This window comes from Kitasatospora sp. NPDC056138, assembly GCF_042264695.1.
In the GTDB taxonomy this organism is placed as follows: Bacteria; Actinomycetota; Actinomycetes; order Streptomycetales; family Streptomycetaceae; genus Kitasatospora.
Map to the genome: position 1 here is coordinate 1 of NZ_JBHJVK010000001.1, position 16,697 is coordinate 16,697.

12 protein-coding genes and 1 rRNA gene are annotated in these 16,697 nt (G+C 72.4%); 2 read left to right on the top strand and 11 right to left on the bottom strand.

The features are described 5' to 3' along the window. Both ACFC1R_RS00005 and ACFC1R_RS00010 read right to left on the bottom strand, forming a co-directional pair. A 16S ribosomal RNA gene (locus ACFC1R_RS00005) occupies positions 1-87 on the bottom strand; the annotation flags it as partial. A gap of 575 nt (positions 88-662) precedes the next feature. Next, complete coding sequence (locus ACFC1R_RS00010; protein WP_375930159.1) at positions 663-1,667, bottom strand: stage II sporulation protein M; 1,005 nt, start codon at positions 1,665-1,667, stop codon at positions 663-665. A 334-nt stretch (positions 1,668-2,001) separates the two neighbouring features. On the opposite strand from ACFC1R_RS00010, the gene ACFC1R_RS00015 reads away from it, so the two are divergent. Next, positions 2,002-2,979: an RDD family protein gene (locus ACFC1R_RS00015; protein ID WP_375930161.1), complete on the top strand. Its 978-nt coding sequence runs from the start codon at positions 2,002-2,004 to the stop codon at positions 2,977-2,979. 32 nt (positions 2,980-3,011) lie between these two features. Here the strand turns inward: ACFC1R_RS00015 and ACFC1R_RS00020 are convergent, their stop codons facing one another. From ACFC1R_RS00020 to ACFC1R_RS00050, 7 genes are all read right to left on the bottom strand, one after another. Continuing rightward, positions 3,012-3,647, bottom strand: a complete 636-nt coding sequence (locus ACFC1R_RS00020; RefSeq protein ID WP_375930163.1) for a hypothetical protein — start codon at positions 3,645-3,647, stop codon at positions 3,012-3,014. A 118-nt stretch (positions 3,648-3,765) separates the two neighbouring features. After that, positions 3,766-5,214, bottom strand: coding sequence for an adenosylhomocysteinase (gene ahcY / locus ACFC1R_RS00025; RefSeq protein ID WP_375930165.1), 1,449 nt, complete (start codon positions 5,212-5,214; stop codon positions 3,766-3,768). A gap of 247 nt (positions 5,215-5,461) precedes the next feature. Continuing rightward, the gene (locus ACFC1R_RS00030; protein WP_375930167.1) at positions 5,462-6,460 is read right to left on the bottom strand and encodes a cation diffusion facilitator family transporter; all 999 of its coding nucleotides are present in this window, start codon (positions 6,458-6,460) and stop codon (positions 5,462-5,464) included. Between the two features lie 223 nt (positions 6,461-6,683). Continuing rightward, positions 6,684-7,973, bottom strand: coding sequence for an SIS domain-containing protein (locus ACFC1R_RS00035; protein WP_375930169.1), 1,290 nt, complete (start codon positions 7,971-7,973; stop codon positions 6,684-6,686). Positions 7,974-8,012: 39 nt separating this feature from the next. Then, positions 8,013-8,195 carry a Trm112 family protein gene (locus ACFC1R_RS00040; RefSeq protein ID WP_045305692.1) on the bottom strand — a complete coding sequence of 61 codons (183 nt, stop codon included), beginning with the start codon at positions 8,193-8,195 and terminating at the stop codon, positions 8,013-8,015. A 222-nt stretch (positions 8,196-8,417) separates the two neighbouring features. Then, positions 8,418-9,803 (bottom strand): phosphomannomutase/phosphoglucomutase, encoded by a 1,386-nt coding sequence (locus ACFC1R_RS00045; RefSeq protein ID WP_375930171.1) that lies wholly within the window; start codon positions 9,801-9,803, stop codon positions 8,418-8,420. A gap of 98 nt (positions 9,804-9,901) precedes the next feature. Next, entirely contained in the window at positions 9,902-10,369 is a 468-nt protein-coding gene (locus ACFC1R_RS00050) for a DUF3499 domain-containing protein (RefSeq protein WP_375930173.1), read from the bottom strand. A 34-nt stretch (positions 10,370-10,403) separates the two neighbouring features. Here ACFC1R_RS00050 and ACFC1R_RS00055 point away from each other — a divergent pair, with 34 nt between their 5' ends. Further along, a complete protein-coding gene (locus tag ACFC1R_RS00055; protein ID WP_375930176.1) occupies positions 10,404-10,862 on the top strand; it encodes a metallopeptidase family protein in 459 nt (152 codons plus the stop codon). 156 nt (positions 10,863-11,018) lie between these two features. Here ACFC1R_RS00055 and ACFC1R_RS00060 read toward each other — a convergent pair whose 3' ends face one another. Continuing rightward, positions 11,019-12,710, bottom strand: a complete 1,692-nt coding sequence (locus tag ACFC1R_RS00060; RefSeq protein WP_375930179.1) for a DUF5719 family protein — start codon at positions 12,708-12,710, stop codon at positions 11,019-11,021. Positions 12,711-12,719: 9 nt separating this feature from the next. Next, positions 12,720-16,595 carry a glycosyltransferase gene (locus tag ACFC1R_RS00065; protein ID WP_375930182.1) on the bottom strand — a complete coding sequence of 1,292 codons (3,876 nt, stop codon included), beginning with the start codon at positions 16,593-16,595 and terminating at the stop codon, positions 12,720-12,722. Between the last annotated feature and the right edge of the window lie 102 nt (positions 16,596-16,697).

Below are 16,697 nucleotides of genomic sequence, written 5' to 3' on the forward strand. Positions count from 1 at the left end.
CCACCCCGAAGGGCTTCACCGTTCGACTTGCATGTGTTAAGCACGCCGCCAGCGTTCGTCCTGAGCCAGGATCAAACTCTCCGTGAATGATTACCCGTAATCGGGTGCACACTCGCGTTGAGCGGCACGGCAACCACCGGAATAGGGCGGCCCCGCGCACTGCGTCCTCGCTGTGTTTTTACTTCAAAAGGAATCTCCAACAAGACCATGACGGCCTCGCCGGGGATGTCAACATATCTGGCGTTGACTTTTGGCACGCTGTTGAGTTCTCAAGGAACGGACGCTTCCTTCAGGCCGCCTTCCAGCGGGCCCTCCGGGCGCTTCGTTCTTTCGTGTTTCCAGCTTATCAGATGTTTTCCGCTCCGTTTTCCGGAGTTTCTATTCTCTGAATTCCCACTGGGGGGATTTCCTTCAACTTCGCGGTGAAGCCTATCAAAGGTTTCGGACTGCAAAGTCTCGGAGGTTTTCGCCTGGCCGGGCGCTCCGTCCGTGGACGGTGCACTGCCTCGACTTGGCTGTGTCGTAGACACTAGCGCTTGATGCGGGCCTTTGTCCAGCCCGTCTCAACCGTTCAAACCTACTAGCCCGTCAAGACCACGTCAATGGCTCGGCGGGATGATCACGAGACTAGCAGGTCAGACGGGTGACCAGCACATCAGCGGTCAGGCCGCCACCGGATTCAGATCCGTCCGGTCGGACTCCTCGACATCGCCGAGCTCGCCGCGCGCTGCGCTGCGGCGGCCGAGTACCAGCGCGTAGAGGAGGAAGAGCACCTCGGCCACGACTCCGATGCCGATCCGGGCCCAGGTGGGCAAGCCGGACGGTGTCACGAAAGCTTCCAGGATGCCGCTGGCAAACAGGACGGCTGCCAGCCCGAGGGCCATCCCGACGGTGGCGCGGCCCTCCTCCGCGAGGGCGGTGGACCGGGGGCGGGGGCCCGGATCGATGACGGTCCAGCCGAGACGGAGGCCCATTCCGGCGGCCACGAAGACTGCGGTCAGTTCCAGCAGGCCGTGCGGGAGCAGCAGACCGAGGAAGAAGTCCAGGCGGCCGGCTGAGGCCATCAGGCCGAGGGCCACCCCGAGGTTCATGACGTTGCCGAAGAGCACCCACAGCACCGGGATGCCCAGCACGACTCCGAAGACCAGGCAGGTGGCGGCGATCCAGGCGTTGTTCGTCCAGACCTGGAAGGCGAAGGAGGTGGCGGGGCGGTCCGAGTAGTAGGTCTCGTACTGGCCGCCGGGCCTGGTCATGGCACGGATCTGGTCGGGGGCGGCGAGGCTGTCGCGGACCTCGGGGTGCACGGCGACCCACCAGCCTATGAGGGCCGAGGCCAGCAGGGAGATCACCGCGACCGGGACCCACCAGCGCCGCGACCGGTAGAGGGCCGCCGGGAAGCTCACCGCGAAGTAGCGGGCGGCGTCGCGCCAGGACGGATTGCGGCTGCCGGTCACCGCGCTGCGGCCCCTGGCGACCAGGGTGGTGAGCCGGCCTTCCAGTGTCGGGTCGGGTGCGGCGGCCTGGACCTGGGCGAGGTGGCTGGTGGCCCGCTGGTAGAGGGTGACGAGTTCGTCGGCTTCCTCTCCGCTGAGTCTGCGCTGCTTGCTCAGGACCTCGAGACGGTGCCACTCCGCCTGGTGGGAGGCGACGAAGACGTCCAGGTCCATGCGGCTCACTCCAGGGTGCGGGGTGGGAGGTGGAGAGCGGGGTGCGCGACGGGCGGAAAGACAGGCGGTACAGGAACGCGGAGCAGGAACGCGGAACAGGGACAGCGGCACGGGCAGCCGGCCTGCGGGGGCTAGCTTGCCAGAGGGCACACGACCGTACGCATCGGATACCCGCCCGGTGCGGGTCCGGTCTTCCGGGGGCCTGCGCACCACCGTATGTTTGCGGCTGGAGATCGTGGGGGCGCCGGACGGCCGGGTGCGTGCGGGGCACGGGTACGCGGCAGACCCGCGGATCCGCGCGGATCAGAGTCGAAGAGGGAACGGGCGGGGTGTTGTGAGCAACCTTGTGACGGGCGAGGCGGTCATCCTCGGGCTGCGGGCGGCGAAGCTGCCGAGCCGGGCACTGGCGATCGCACTGGACCTGCTCGTGGAGGTGGTCGCGCTCTTCGTCACCCTGATCACCGTGGGCACCCTGACCCCCGACCTCGACTCGGCGGCGGGGGCGGCGATCTCGCTCGGGCTGGTGGTCTTCTTCCTGGTGGCGCTGCCCATTCTGATCGAGACACTGTCGCGCGGGCGGTCGTTGGGCAAGCTCGCCCTCGGTCTGCGCGTGGTGCGCAGCGACGGCGGCCCGGTGCGGTTCCGGCACTCGCTGGTGCGCGGGCTGGTGGGGTTCTTCGAGATCATCTTCTTCTCGGGCATCCCAGCGGTGATCACCTCGCTGGTCGACTCGCAGGGACGGCGGCTCGGCGACATCTTCTCGGGCAGCCTGGTCGTCCGTGAGCGGGTGCCGGGCGCCGGCCGGGGACGCGAGGCGCTGCCCGCGCTGCCGCCGCAGCTGATGCAGGCGCTGGGCGGCGAACTGGTCGCGCTGGACCTCTCGGCGGTACCGGACGGTCTGTGGCTGGCCGTCCGGCAGTACCTCGCGCGGCTGGACCAGCTCGATCCCGCGGTGGCGCTGGGCATGGCGCAGCGGCTGGTCGGGGACCTGGTCTCGCGCACCGGACACGCGGCACCGTACGGAGTCCATCCGGCCGCGTACCTCGGAGCGGTACTGGCGGAGCGGCAGCGCCGTGAGTGGGCACGCGCGGCCGGCGCCCACGGGATCGCGGCGCAGCAGCCGCACCCCCAGGGGCCGTACCCGGCACACCAGCCGTACCAATCAGCTCAGCCGTACCAGCCGCCCCAGCCGGAGCCGCAGCAGCACCTCCCCCAAGCCCAGACGCCTGCACCCGCACCCGCACCGCCAACGCAGCCGACGCAGCAGCCCCAACCCCCGCAGACAGCAGGCGGGTTCGCACCGCCGGCCTGAGAACTCCCCGCGTGCTCCGGGCCTGCGCCCGCTCAGCCGAAGTGGTCGGTGGGCCAGGAGTTCGGCGGGGACTCCAGCTCCTCCAGCTCGATCCCGGCCGCCGAGAGGACGACGTCCCCGGCGAGGTGGACGATCTGCTGCTCGCCGGTCTCCAGGTCGGCGACCTGGTACTGCTCCACCACCAGCGGCCCGCTGTCGGTCTGGTGGGTCTCGACGGACTCCAGCAGCCAGCCCTGGTCCAGGGTCCGCGGGGCGAGCACGGGTTCGCTGAAGGACACCAGCCGCACCCGCGCGCTCGCGCCGGGTTCCAGGCGGAGCAGCCGGGCCGTGGCGACCAGGAAGGCCGGGGAGCTGCCGGTGAAGGCGTGCGCCCGGTCGTGGCCCTCCAGTGCCTGCTCGCCCGCCGGGTCGGCGGCGTCCGCCCGCACCCAGGCCACGCCGTCCACCGCTCCGCCCCGCACCTGCCAGCCCCCGGAGCGCAGTTCGAGCCGGAGCGGGCGGCTGCGGGAGTCGAGAGTGAGGTCGGTGGTGGCGATGACGGCGCCGTCGGGACCGTACGTCTTGGACACGTAGCGCCAGCCGGCCGGCCCGGGGGCGCAGCTGAAGCGTTCCTCGCCCAGCAGGACGTGGTCGTGTGTGTCGTGCAGCGAGTAACGGCCGTTGGGCATGGACCGAAGCCTACGTGGGCCGGGCGAGGGCACCCGCGCAGAGCCGTACGGCCGGTGCACCACGGGGGTGCACCGGCCGTACGGGAGGTCCTCCGGCCGAGGCCGGATCGCTACTGGATCAGTAGCGGTACTGCTCGGCCTTGTACGGGCCCTCGACCGGGACTCCGATGTAGTCGGCCTGGTCCTCGGTCAGCGTGGTGAGCTTGACGCCCAGCGCGTCCAGGTGGAGGCGGGCCACCTTCTCGTCCAGGTGCTTGGGCAGCACGTAGACCCCGACCGGGTACTGCGAGGTCTTCGTGAACAGCTCGATCTGCGCGATCGTCTGGTTCGCGAAGGAGTTGGACATCACGAACGACGGGTGGCCCGTCGCGTTGCCCAGGTTCAGCAGACGGCCCTCGGACAGCACGATGACCGTCCGGCCGTCCTCCTTGCGCCACTCGTGGACCTGCGGCTTGACCTCGGTCTTCACCACACCCGGCAGCTGCGCCAGACCGGCCATGTCGATCTCGTTGTCGAAGTGGCCGATGTTGCCCACGATCGCCTGGTGCTTCATCCGCGCCATGTGCGACGCCAGGATGATGTCCTTGTTGCCCGTGGTGGTGATGAAGATGTCCGCCGTCTCGACGACCTCCTCCAGGGTGGTCACCTGGTAGCCGTCCATCGCCGCCTGCAGCGCGCAGATCGGGTCGATCTCCGTCACGATCACCCGCGCGCCCTGACCCCGCAGCGACTCCGCGCAGCCCTTGCCCACGTCACCGTAACCGCACACCACCGCGACCTTGCCACCGATCAGCACATCGGTCGCCCGGTTGATGCCGTCGATCAGCGAGTGCCGGCAGCCGTACTTGTTGTCGAACTTCGACTTGGTCACCGAGTCGTTCACGTTGATGGCCGGGAACAGCAGCTTGCCGTCCCGGTGCATCTCGTACAGCCGGTGGACACCGGTCGTGGTCTCCTCCGTCACACCCTTGATCGTCGCCGCGACCTCGGTCCACTTGGACGGCGACTCGGTCAGGGTGCGGTTGAGCAGCTCCAGGATGATCCGGAACTCGTCGTTGTCCGCCGTCGACGGGTCCGGAGCCTCGCCCGCCTTCTCGAACTCGACACCCTTGTGGATCAGCAGGGTGGCGTCACCGCCGTCGTCCAGGATCATGTTCGGCGTCTGGCCATTCGGCCAGGTCAGCGCCTGCTCGGTGCACCACCAGTACTCCTCCAGCGTCTCGCCCTTCCAGGCGAACACCGGCACACCCTGCGGGTCCTCGGGGGTACCCTCCGGGCCGACCGCGATCGCGGCGGCGGCGTGGTCCTGGGTGGAGAAGATGTTGCACGAGCACCAGCGGACCTCGGCACCCAGCGCGGTGAGGGTCTCGATCAGCACCGCCGTCTGCACCGTCATGTGCAGCGAGCCGGTGATCCGCGCACCCGCCAGCGGCTGCGCGGCGGCGTACTCCCTGCGGATGGACATCAGGCCGGGCATCTCGTGCTCGGCCAGCTGGATCTCCTTGCGCCCGAAGGACGCGAGGGACAGGTCGGCGACCTTGAAGTCACCGGTGGTGTTCGACGACATGCGTCAGCTCCTCGCTGCGTGGGGTTGCGCGTAGGTCTCTGGTTTCGGGGTGTGCTCGGCGGCAGAGTGCCCGACGGCTCGGCGCCCTGCTGCGGCACAATCCGTCGGAGGACCTCTCTCCCTCGACCGGTACGCACGGTACGACGACCGTGTCACCGAATCGACCGCCATCAGCAGCGACGTTTGGCTCTGGTGACGAATCTACACCGACGGCGCGCACGGGCGGGATCGGTACGGGCGGATTCGGTCAGTGGCCGTCCGTCGCACCGTCGGCGTGGTGGTCCGGTCCCGGGCCGCCGGGAGTGGCCTCCGGGTCGGGCCCGGCGGCGGCCTTCTCCTCGCTGTAGATGTCCGGCTCCAGGTAGATCGCGCGGGCGATCGGCACGGCCCGGCGGACCCGTGCCTCGGCGGCGTCGATCGCCTGGGCGACCTGGGCCGCGCTGTCCTCCGCGTTGACCCCGATCTTGGCGGCGACCAGCAGTTCCTCCGGGCCCAGGTGCAGGGTGCGCATGTGGATCACCCCGGTGACGGAGTCGTGGTCGACCAGCGCGTCACGGATCTGCCGGACCACCGTCTTGTCGGCGGACTCGCCGATCAGCAGCGACTTGGTCTCCAGGGCCAGCACGACCGCGATCACCACCAGCAGGACGCCGATGCTCAGGGTGCCGATACCGTCCCAGATCCCGTTGCCGGTGAGGACGGTCAGACCGACGCCGAACAGCGCGAGTACCAGGCCGATGAGCGCGCCGGTGTCCTCCAGCAGCACGACGGGCAGCTCGGGAGCCTTGGCCCGGCGGATGTACTGGGGCCAGCTCTGCGCCCCCCTGATCGCGGAGGCCTCCCGGTAGGCCGTACGGAAGGACCAGCCCTCCATCAGGATGGCGAAGACCAGCACCCCGACGGCCCAGGGCCAGCCCTCCAGCTCGTGCGGCTCCCTGATCTTCTCGTAGCCCTCGAAGCAGGCGAACAGGCCACCGACGGTGAACAGCACGATCGCGACCAGGAAGCCGTAGATGTACCGCTCGCGGCCGTACCCGAAGGGGTGCTCCTGGTCCGCCGCACGGGCGGCCCGCTTGCCGCCGACCAGCAGCAGCACCTGGTTGCCGGAGTCGGCCACCGAGTGGACGCCCTCGGCGAGCATCGACGAGGATCCCGTGAAGGCGAAGGCGGTGAACTTGCCCGCCGCGATCGCCAGGTTCGCGGACAGCGCCGCGACCAGTGCCTTGGTACCGCCTTCGGTACTCATACCCGGTTCCGGTCTCCCTCCGACCGGGCCGTTGCCCCGGCCCTCGCTCGGTCTGATGACCGCACACAGTATCCCGGGGCCGCATCGGGGGGCGGCGGCGACCGCGATGAGGACGCTCCCGGAGCCACGGGTCCGGTGCCCCGACCGCTGACCGCTTGCTGACCTGGCCACCGGTCGGGCCGATGACCCGACCACTGCCCGGCCCGGTGGCAGGGCCCGGTCCTCAGCCCGAGGAGGAAGCCAGGCCCAGGTAGACGGCGGCGAAGTCGGTCAGACCGATCAGCTCGGCCAGCGCCTGGAGCGGGTCAGGACGGCCGCTGGTGCACTCGGTGAGCCGTACCTCGTGCGCCTCGGCGAGCCGGTGGGCCCGCAGGACGCTGTGGCCGCCCGGCCGCACGCCCGCTCCAGGCTCGCCCTCCCGGCCCCTCTCGCCGCCGTTCCCCCCGTTGTTTCCCCCGTTGTTCCCCCAGGTGTTCTCCCCGCCGTTCTCCCCCGGGGTGCGGAGCAGCAGCACCTGGAGCTGGAGCGGGTCGGGCTCCTCGACCCGGTCCCGGAAGAAGTCGTCCGGATCTGCTGCGGCCGGGGCCAGCTGGCCGACGAACATGCCCCGGTGGGCCGTGATCGCGCCGGGCAGCAGCCCGGTGAGCGCCGGACGGCCCGCCCGTTCGGCCAGCATCGCGGCGAAGCGCTCGGCCGCCGCGCCTGCCACCGCGCCCTCGGCCCAGAGCAGCGGGACGGTGCCGGCGATCCGGCCGGCCAGCTCCTTGGCCGGGTTGAGGTAACCGGCGGCGTCCGGCCGGCAGCGCACGGCGACCTCGTCCAGCCGGTCGGCGGCGGCCTCCAGCGAACCCGGGGGCAACTGGGTGACCCCGACCTTCTCCGTCAGCGCGAGCAGCGGCGCCAGCAGCGCCCAGAGCGCCCCCGGGTCCTCGGCGGGGAGATCGGGCTCGTCCCCGGCCGCACGCGGCTCGTCCTCGGGCAGACCCGGCGAGGCCGACGGGACGTAGGGCAGTGGCAGGCCGCGCACCTGGAGCGCGGCCTCGGCGAGCAGGCTTCCCTCCGGGGCGATCACCACCACGGCACAGCCGCGCGCGTACACCTGCTCGGCGAGGCTGATCAGACCCTGCTCGCCGCCCTGCGCGGAGCCGATCACCACCAGGTCGAACGGACCTGCCCAGCCCGGCAGTTGCCAGACCATGCCACTGGTGAAGGCCGCCGGACCGAACTCACCGCGCTCGATCGGAGCCGCGTCGCCGGGCGCCAGCGGGAGGACCTGGCAGCCGGTGACGGCCAGCGCGGCCACCACCGCGCCCGCCGCCAGGGTGCTGCCGTGACCGGCCACCAGGACGGTGCGCGGGCGACCGTCGGGACGCAGTCCGGCGAGACCGGCCGCATCGGCCAGTCGCAGCGCGGTACGGACCCGGGCGCCGGTCCCGGCCAGGGCGAGCAGGGCGTGGTCGCGGTCGGCGCGCTGGAGGGCGGCCGGATCGTCGAGCAGGGTGTCGTCGAACATGCGGCTGGCCTCCCAGTGGGCCTCACATCGGACGGGGTGTCAGGAGGGGCGGCGGGCCTCGTCCACCAGCAGCACCGGGATGCCCTCGCGGACCGGGTAGATCAGGCCGCAGGTCTCACCGGTGCAGCGGAGCTCGTGCTCGTCGTCCTGGCCGGACTCGGCGAGGGCGGAGTGGCACTCGGGGCAGACCAGGATCTCCAGCAGGAAGGACGGCAGGCTCATGGACGTTCTGCTCCACGGTTCTCGGCGGATCTCGGCGGATCTCGGCAAATCTTGGCGGTTCAGGGCGGTTCGTGGCGGTTTTCCTGGGAACCCGGTCATGGCGGTTCTCCGGAACCCGGTCGCGCGGGGTCGGAACAGCGGTGTGCCCCGGCCGGTGGCAACCCTACCGGCCGGGGCACCCGCGAGGTCATAGCCCCGCGCTCACCGGGTTCCCGGGCGGGCTCAGCCGCGCACGATGGCGAGGACGGCGTCGCGGACCTCGGCCATCTTCGCCGGGTCCTTGGCCTCGACGTTCAGGCGCAGCAGCGGCTCGGTGTTGGAGGCCCGCAGGTTGAACCACCAGTCGGCACCGGCGATGGTCAGCCCGTCGAGCTCGTCCACGCTCACGCCCTCCAGGTCCGCGTAGGCGGCCCGGACGGCCGAGGCGCGGTCCGCCTGGTCGGCGACGGTGGAGTTGATCTCTCCGGAGGCCGCGTAGCGGTCATACTCGGCCGTCAGCCCCGACAGGGCCCCGTCCTGCCCGCCGAGCGCGGCCAGCACGTGCAGGGCGGCGAGCATGCCGGTGTCGGCCCGCCAGAAGTCGCGGAAGTAGTAGTGCGCCGAGTGTTCGCCGCCGAAGACCGCGTCGGTGGCGGCCATCTCCTGCTTGATGAAGGAGTGGCCGACCCGGGTGCGGACCGGCTTGCCGCCGAGGGCGCGGACGACCTCGGGCACGGTCCAGGAGGTGATCAGGTTGTGGATGATCGTCGGCTGCTCCTCGCCCGCCGCCCTGGCGCGGGCGATCTCCCGGGCGGCGACCAGCGCGGTGATCGCGGACGGGGAGACCGGCTCGCCGCGCTCGTCGACCACGAAGCAGCGGTCGGCGTCGCCGTCGAAGGCCAGGCCCAGGTCGGCGCCGACCTCGGTCACCTTGGCCTGGAGGTCGACCAGGTTCTTCGGGTCGAGCGGGTTCGCCTCGTGGTTGGGGAAGGTGCCGTCCAGCTCGAAGTAGAGCGGGACCAGGTCGAGCGGCAGCCCGTCGAACACGGTCGGCACGGTGTGTCCGCCCATGCCGTTGCCCGCGTCCACGACCACCTTGAGCGGCCGGATCGCGGTCAGGTCGACCAGCGACAGCAGGTGGTCGGCGTAGCCGCGCAGGGTGTCCACGGCGGACAGCCGACCCGGCTCCACCTCGGCCGGCGGGATGGCGACGGCACCGTCGGCGCCGGTCCAGGACTCCACCAGCTCGCGGATCTCGGACAGGCCGGTGTCCTGCCCCACCGGGGCGGCGCCCGCCCGGCACATCTTGATCCCGTTGTACTGGGCCGGGTTGTGCGAGGCGGTGAACATCGCGCCGGGCAGGTCCATCGATCCCGACGCGTAGTACAGCTGGTCCGTCGAGCACAGGCCGATCTCGACCACGTCCGCCCCGTAGGAGGCCGCGCCCTCGGCGAAGGCCCGCGACAGCGACGGCGAGGAGGGCCGCATGTCGTGACCGACCACCACGGCCGAAGCGCCCGTCACCCGTACGAAGGCCGCACCGAACGCCCGTGACAGGGACTCGTCCCACTGATCCGGCACCACGCCCCGGACGTCGTACGCCTTCACCAGCTGCGTCAGGTCACGCACAACCGCTCCACCAGATTGTTGGGAACTAGGACGTAGCGCAGCGTACCGGGCTGTGGCGCGGTCCAGGTGAACTCCGCGGGACCGGAGGCGGTAGCCCGTCAGTTGTCCGGTGAACGGAGCACCCTGAGGTGCCCCCGGCGGCCGACCTCGGTCGGATCGCCTTCGGGGCTGCGGCCCTGACGGGGCGTGCGCTCCTGCGGCCTGGCGGCCTCGCGGACGGCGTTGGCGAGCGCTTCGAGGTCGTCGCTGGTGCGGCGCAGCGGCCCGGCGTCGGGAGCGAGGCGGACCACCTCCCAGCCGCGCGGGGCGGTGAGGCGCTCGGCGTGCTCGGCGCACAGGTCGTAGCAGTGCGGCTCGGCGTAGGTGGCGAGCGGCCCGAGGACGGCGGTGGAGTCCGCGTAGACGTACGTCAGCGTCGCGACGGCCGGTCGGCCGCACGCGGTCCGCGAACAACGACGTACAGAGCTCACGAGGGTGGACGGTACAGCACTCTCGACCGGGTCGCGAAGACCCTCCCCCTGCCGAGTGTCGTGTGTCGCCGACGCGGGGCCGTCGGGGTGGTCCACTTCCGGGCGCGGGAGGACTACGCTCGGTACTGATATGGACAGCTCCGCACACCGTTCATCGGCAGAGCCGACAGGTCCGTCACGGCGCTCAGGGCACCGCGACCGACACGGCCGCGGCCTGCGCGGGCCGCTGGCACCGCCTCAGGTGCCGATCTCGCTGACCCGTTCCGAGCTGTTCGACGACTACGTGCGCGAGTCGGTGGAGCGGCTGGAGCGGCGCTGGCCGCAGCTCGTGGACGTGGAGTTCGCCGTCCAAGAGGTGCCGCTGCCGGAGCCGGGCGCGCCGGAGCCGGACACCGTGCCGCTCGGCCGGCTGATCCCGGCGAAGCAGGGGCACAAGAGCCGGATCGTGGTCTACCGCCGGCCGGTGGAGATCCGCGCCAAGGGGCGGGACGAGCGGGCCGCGCTGGTGCACGAGGTCCTCATCGAGCAGGTGGCCGACCTCCTCGGGCTCTCCCCCGACGCGATCGACCCCCGCTACGACGAGGACTGAACCGGTTTCGTCCGGAGCAGGGCGAGCTGCGGGCACGGAAGAGCGCGCGGGGAACCCGGTTGCTTCGTGGCAGGTTCCCCGCGCGGCGCTCCGGTCGGCTCCGGGCCGTTCCCAGGACGCTTCCGGCGTGCCCCTGGAGGGGCGTTCAGGGGTCGTTCAGGGGCGGTTCAGGATGGCCGGGTCCTGGACCGCGTGCGGGACCTGGACGGTGCTGTGGTCGTCGGTGAGCGCCTGGATGGTGAACATCGGGACGTCCTTGGTGTTCACCGCGAGCATCCGGGCGGCCACCACCGGACCGCCCGAGACGGTCTCCACGGTGAGGCCGAAGACGCCGTTCAGGCCGCCGGGTTCGGGCACCGCGAGACCGACCGTCGCACCGGCCGGGACCTGAATCTCCTTGCTCACCGGCGTGCCTCCGCCGCTGCCCGCCGAGGAGGTCACCCGGACGGTGGCCGCGTCACCCGTCGAGGTGAGGTAGAGGGTCGACGCGCCGGCCCGGTTGTCGGCGATGCTCGCCCGCTTGCCGACGGGGGCGCTGCCGCTGATCCAGGCGGCGTCGGACTTGCCGTTCTGGGTGCGGTCGACCCGCAGTCCGGCCACCACCGGCGTCGGGTGCGCCGGGTCGCTCGGGCTCAGCCGCAGCGCGCCGACCTCGCCGCGGGTGACCTGCTGCAGGTCGACGGCGGCGATCATCCCGGCCTTCACGTGGACGGTCTCGTGCCCGGCCGGGGTGAACCAGCCGTTCTTGCCGGAGACCTGGATCTTCAGGTCGGCGTCGTCGTCGCCGGGCGCGGCGACCACCAGGTGGGCCGAGGCGGTGTCGGCGGGCAGGCCGGGCAGCACCTGGGTGGGTGCGGGGGCGGTGGACGCGGGGATGTAGTCGGCGCCCTTGCCCTCATCGATGGCGTGCAGGGCGGCGCCCACCCGGCCGCTGCGGGCGACGACCTCCAACGCGAGGTCGGTGACCGGGTCCTTGACCAGCGAGGAGAGCCGCAGCGACTGCGTGCTGCCGGGGGCGACGGTGAGGCCGGTCGCGGCGTCCACCTCGATCTGGCCCTTGTCGCCGTAGAACTTGAGGTCCACCACGGCCGGGGCGGTGGTGTCGGCGTTGACCAGGTTGACGTAGTCGGTCCGGGAGGCGACGGTGCTGGCGCCGGCGAACCAGAAGTCCGTGCCCGCCGGGGCGCAGTCGACGCCGGACAGGCCGACCGTGCGGGAGTCGGTGACGGTGGTGGTCTGACTCACGGTGAAACCCGGCGCGTAGGCGCCGCCGGCCACCGCGATGGCGCCGGGCGGGCTGTCACCGGAGGCCGCACTGCCGGTCGCCGGGACACCGACCTTGCTCAGCGAGAGCCTGGCACCCCCGGACCCGGCCGGGGCGGACGGGCCCGCCGAGGGGGAGCCCGAGGGCGCGGCCGGGGTGGAGGCCTGGTCCGACGGAGCGGCCGACTGGCTGCCGATGTCCGTCAGCGTGGCGCTGCCGCCGCTCGCCGAGCCGCCCGCCGGGGTGAACAGGGTCAGGTCCGTGTTGCCGGTGACGCCCTGGAACGGTGCCGGGCAGACCAGCGAGGTCCGCTCGACCTGCTCGGGGGTCGTGCCGCCCGCGTTGACGGTGCCGGCCGGGGCGGCCGGCGGGCGCAGCTCGGCGATCCCGAAGGCAGCGGCGAGTATGGCCGCCGCCGCGAGCAGCGAGATGCCGGTGCGCGGACCGACGCCGGATGACGGCCGGCTCGCGGCGGGCTTCGCCGCCACCGGTTCTGCGGTGCTCTCCCCGGGCTCGCCGGACTTGCCGGGCTTGCCGAAGGACGGCTTCTTCAGGCCGGGGGCCTTGAGGCTGGGCTTCTTCATGAGCTCGGGTCAGCTCCCCGTTCCGTTGTGGTGCGGGTGACCACCGGTGCCGTAGGGGTCGTTGGGGTCGTAGTAGGTCTCGGGCTGCTGCTGTCCAGGTGCCCAGGCCTGCTGCGGCTGCTCGGCCTCCGGGTAGCCCTGGTAGGGCTCGTAGCCGTACTGGCCGCCGTACTGGTCCTGGTACGGCTGCTGCTGCCCGTACTGCGGCTGGGCGGCGGGCTGGTCGGGGTAGGGCTGCTGCCCGTACTGCTGCTCCACGGGCTGGTCGTACTGGTCCCAGCTGTAGGGATCGGCCTGGCCGTACGGGTCGGCCTGCTGGTACTGGTCCTGGAACTGCTCCTGCTGGAACTGCTCCCGGGTGTACTGGCCCTGGTCCGCGGCGGGTGCGGCGGGCGTCGGCTCGCCGGAGGACTGGGCGGGGATCGACGCCGCGTACACGCCGGTCTCCGGCTCGTCGCCCTCGCCCTCGCCGCGCTCGGCGAGGCGGCGGGCACGACGGCTGCCGGGGGCCGGTGGGGGTGCCTGGGCAGCGGACATCGCCTGGGCGGCGACCACCTCGTCGGGCAGGTCGTCGTCGTTGTGGTTGCGGCGTCCGGGCAGGGCGAGCACCAGCACGGTGGTGCCGAGCAGCAGCTGGACCCAGATCCAGCCGCTGTGCAGCAGGCTGCTGTCGCGGGTGACGTCCAGGCGGCCGCCGGTGGCCGGGAGCTTGAAGCCCTGGGCCCAGCCGTCCACGGTGACGCGTTCGAGGGCGGTGCCGTCGAGGGTGGCCTGCCAGTTGGGGTCGGCGGTCTCGGCCAGGCGCAGCACCCGGCCGGCCGGGCCGGCCGGGATGTCGGTGTAGATGTCGTGCTCACCGGCCGGCACGGAGACCGGCGCGCCCTTGGGGCTGGTGATCACCGCCCGGGTGGCCACCGCGCCGCTGACCTGCCAGAGCGCGGTGCCGTCCTCCTCGCTGAGCCTGGTCAGGCCCTGGGTGGTGTCCAGGACGTCCTTGGCCTTCTCGGTCAGCGGGTCCCTGGTCTCGACGTACCCGATGCCGTACCCCGCCAGGGCCTTGGCCTGTTCGCCGCCGGAGCCCGCGAGCAGGCTGCCGACCAGCTTGGTCAGGCTGTCCTGGTCGGCGTCGCCGCTGTTCACGGTGGACTCGGCCTGGCCGAGGCTCAGTCCGGAGCCCCGGACCAGGCTGTAGCGGACGTCGACCCCGCGGCGGTCACCGTCGAGGAGCAGGGTGCGGGAACGGTCGCTGGTGGAGGCCTCCTCCGCGACGAACGCGGGGACCTGGGTGGCGTCGCCGCGGCGCAGCGGCCAGTCGGCGCCGACCACGGACCACCAGAGGGCGGTGCCCAGCGGCGCGAGCACGGCGGTGGCCAGCACCAGCGCGGCGACCGGCTGGCGCCAGCCGAAGGCGATGCCGGAGACGCGGGCGTTGGCGCCGTCCGCACCGATCGCGGCGGCGGCGAGCAGGGCGACACCGGTGAGCAGGGTGGCGGGTCCGGCCCAGGCGGCGGTGGCGGGTCCGCCGGACGCGGGGGTGACGGTGGCCCCGGCCACGGCCACGCTGAACAGCAGCCCGGCGGCGGCCGCGCCCCAGGCGGCGAGCACCGCGCGGCGGCGGTCGGCGCGCAGCAGGGCGGCGAGCGCGGCGAGCACCACACCGGCGGAGAGCCAGACCGGCGGGACGCCGTTGCCGCCCGGGTTGACCAGGATCAGGCCCAGCGGGGTGGCTGCGCGGCCGCTGAAGCCGGGCAGTCCGGCCTCCAGCAGCAGTCGGGACGGGTGCGTGAGCACCTGGATGGACCAGGGGGCGAGCACCAGCACGGGCACCCCGAGGATCACCAGGACGCGCAGTCCGAGCAGCCGCACCGCACTCAGGCCGGAGCCGAAGGCGCCGCCGCGCACCACCGCGAACAGCAGCGCGGCGAGGCTGAGCGGGACGGCGATGGCCCAGGTGAGCGGCACGAACGCGGTGGCGATGGTGAGCATCAGCACCGTCGTCCAGGTGCTGCGCCAGCCGGGGCGGCCTCCGCGGGCGGCGGTCTCGGTACGGATGCCGAGTCCGGCGGTGACGGCGGCGGCGCGGGCCAGCGGCGGGAGCACGACGGCGAGGACGGCGGTGCCGATCCGGCCCTGGGCGAGTGCGCCGGTGGCGGCGGGCAGCAGGGCGTAGCTGGCGCTGGCCCAGGCGCGGACCAGCTTGGAGCCGATCAGCGGCCGGGAGACCAGGTAGGCGCTGACCGCGGCGAGCGGGACGGAGAGCACCACGAGCAGGGTGACCGCCAGGTCGGCGTGGTCGAACAGCAGCCAGGAGAGCACCGCGAGCACGGCGAGGTACGGCGGTGCGGTGGCGGTGGAGCCGGTCCCGATGGGGTGCCAGGAGTCGGCGTACATGTTCCACAGGCCCGACGCGCCGTCGGCCGCGGGCAGCAGAGCGCCGCCGAGCAGGTTGCCGGTGCTGCCGAGCAGGCTGCGGCAGGCGACCAGGGCGAAGAGCAGCAGGGCGGTGAAGAGCAGCGGCGCGGGGCGCCTGGCCAGCTTCTTGATCAGCGCGAACTGCTCGACCACCAGGTCGTCGTTGTCGTCGTCGCCGGGTCCCGACTCGACGGAGCCGTGGCGGCCCGCGCCGGAGCCGTCGGTGGTGCCGATGCCGAGGGAGCTGATGGCCTGTTCGACGGCGAGCCGGGCGGTGGCACCGGGGGCCGGGAAGAGCGTGCGGTCGTCGAGCGGGTCCGCGCTCCTGGTCCGTTTGCGCTGTTTGCGGGCGACCAGCACCCGCGGTAGCCGGACGAGTTCGTGGCCGAGGCCGGCGAGTTCGTCGAAGGCCTGGCGCGGGTCCTTGCCGACCAGGTTGGCGATCACCCGCAGCAGGGTGCCGATCACCAGCCGGAGCAGGACGTACGGGAGCAGCACGCCCTTGGAGTTGGCGAGCAGGGTGTAGACGGCGCCGGCCTTGTCGACGCGGTGCGGGTGGGCCGGTCCGCAGTCGATGGCGCGTCGCTCGCGGCTGGCGGCCTCGGCGTGCCGCAGGACCGCGTCGGGGGCGATGACCACGCGGTGGCCGGCGGCGTTGACCCGCCAGCAGAAGTCGGTGTCGTCGCGCATCAGCGGCAGGGCCTTGTCGAAGCCGCCGAGCTCCTCGAAGACGTCGCGCCGGACCAGCATGCCGGCGGTGGAGACGGCGAGCACCGGGCGGACCTGGTCGTGCTGGCCCTGGTCCTGCTCGCGGCGGTCGAGGCCGGTCCAGCGCCGGCCTGAGCGGGCGATGCTGACGCCGATCTCCAGCAGCTGCCTGCGGTCGTACCAGCTGCGCAGCTTGGGTCCGATCACGGCGGCGCTGGGGGTGGAGTCGGCGACCTGGAGCAGGCGGCGCAGGGCGTCGGTCTGCGGCTCGCAGTCGTCGTGCAGCAGCCAGAGCCACTCGATCGGGCGAGTTTCGCGGGGGCCGCCCCGGCCCAGGTCGTCCTGGGCGCCGAGCGGGTCGCCGAAGTCGTCCCAGTCGCCGGTGACCGGGTCGTAGCCGGACGGGTCGAGGCTGTAGGACAGGTCCTCGGGCCGTAGTGGGGGCGCGCTCGCGACGGCCTGTCCCACGGCGGTGCCGAATCCGGCGCGCCGGCCGAGGATCAGCGGACCGCTGTCGGGCAGCCAGTCGCCGAGGGTGTCCTGCAGCAGCTGCGGCGAGGTGTCGGTCGAACCGGTGTCGACGGCGATGATGCGCTGGACCTGTCGGTCCTGGCCGAGCAGACCCGCCGTCGCCTGCGGGAGCCAGCGGGCTCCGTCGTGCGAGACGATCACGGCGGTGACCAGATGGCGCGGGTACGCGGGCGGCCTGGCGGCGGAGAAACCGCTCTGGTGGCTGTAGACGGTCATCGAGTGCGCGGGCCCCAAGTTCTCAGTGGACGCAGCCAGTGGACGCAGCCGGTGGACGGCGGGTGGTGTGCGATGCCGTCCTGATGGGCCGTGGAGTACGGGCCGGGCGGCGGCGCGCGG

What these genes read in the sequence shown, in the direction of transcription:
- ACFC1R_RS00010 (WP_375930159.1), bottom strand. Translation starts at nt 1,667, where the DNA reads ATGGACCTGGACGTCTTCGTCGCCTCCCACCAGGCGGAGTGGCACCGT.
- ACFC1R_RS00020 (WP_375930163.1), bottom strand. Translation starts at nt 3,647, where the DNA reads ATGCCCAACGGCCGTTACTCGCTGCACGACACACACGACCACGTCCTG.
- ahcY (WP_375930165.1), bottom strand. Translation starts at nt 5,214, where the DNA reads ATGTCGTCGAACACCACCGGTGACTTCAAGGTCGCCGACCTGTCCCTC.
- ACFC1R_RS00030 (WP_375930167.1), bottom strand. Translation starts at nt 6,460, where the DNA reads ATGAGTACCGAAGGCGGTACCAAGGCACTGGTCGCGGCGCTGTCCGCG.
- ACFC1R_RS00035 (WP_375930169.1), bottom strand. Translation starts at nt 7,973, where the DNA reads ATGTTCGACGACACCCTGCTCGACGATCCGGCCGCCCTCCAGCGCGCC.
- ACFC1R_RS00040 (WP_045305692.1), bottom strand. Translation starts at nt 8,195, where the DNA reads ATGAGCCTGCCGTCCTTCCTGCTGGAGATCCTGGTCTGCCCCGAGTGC.
- ACFC1R_RS00055 (WP_375930176.1), top strand. Translation starts at nt 10,404, where the DNA reads ATGGACAGCTCCGCACACCGTTCATCGGCAGAGCCGACAGGTCCGTCA.
- ACFC1R_RS00060 (WP_375930179.1), bottom strand. Translation starts at nt 12,710, where the DNA reads ATGAAGAAGCCCAGCCTCAAGGCCCCCGGCCTGAAGAAGCCGTCCTTC.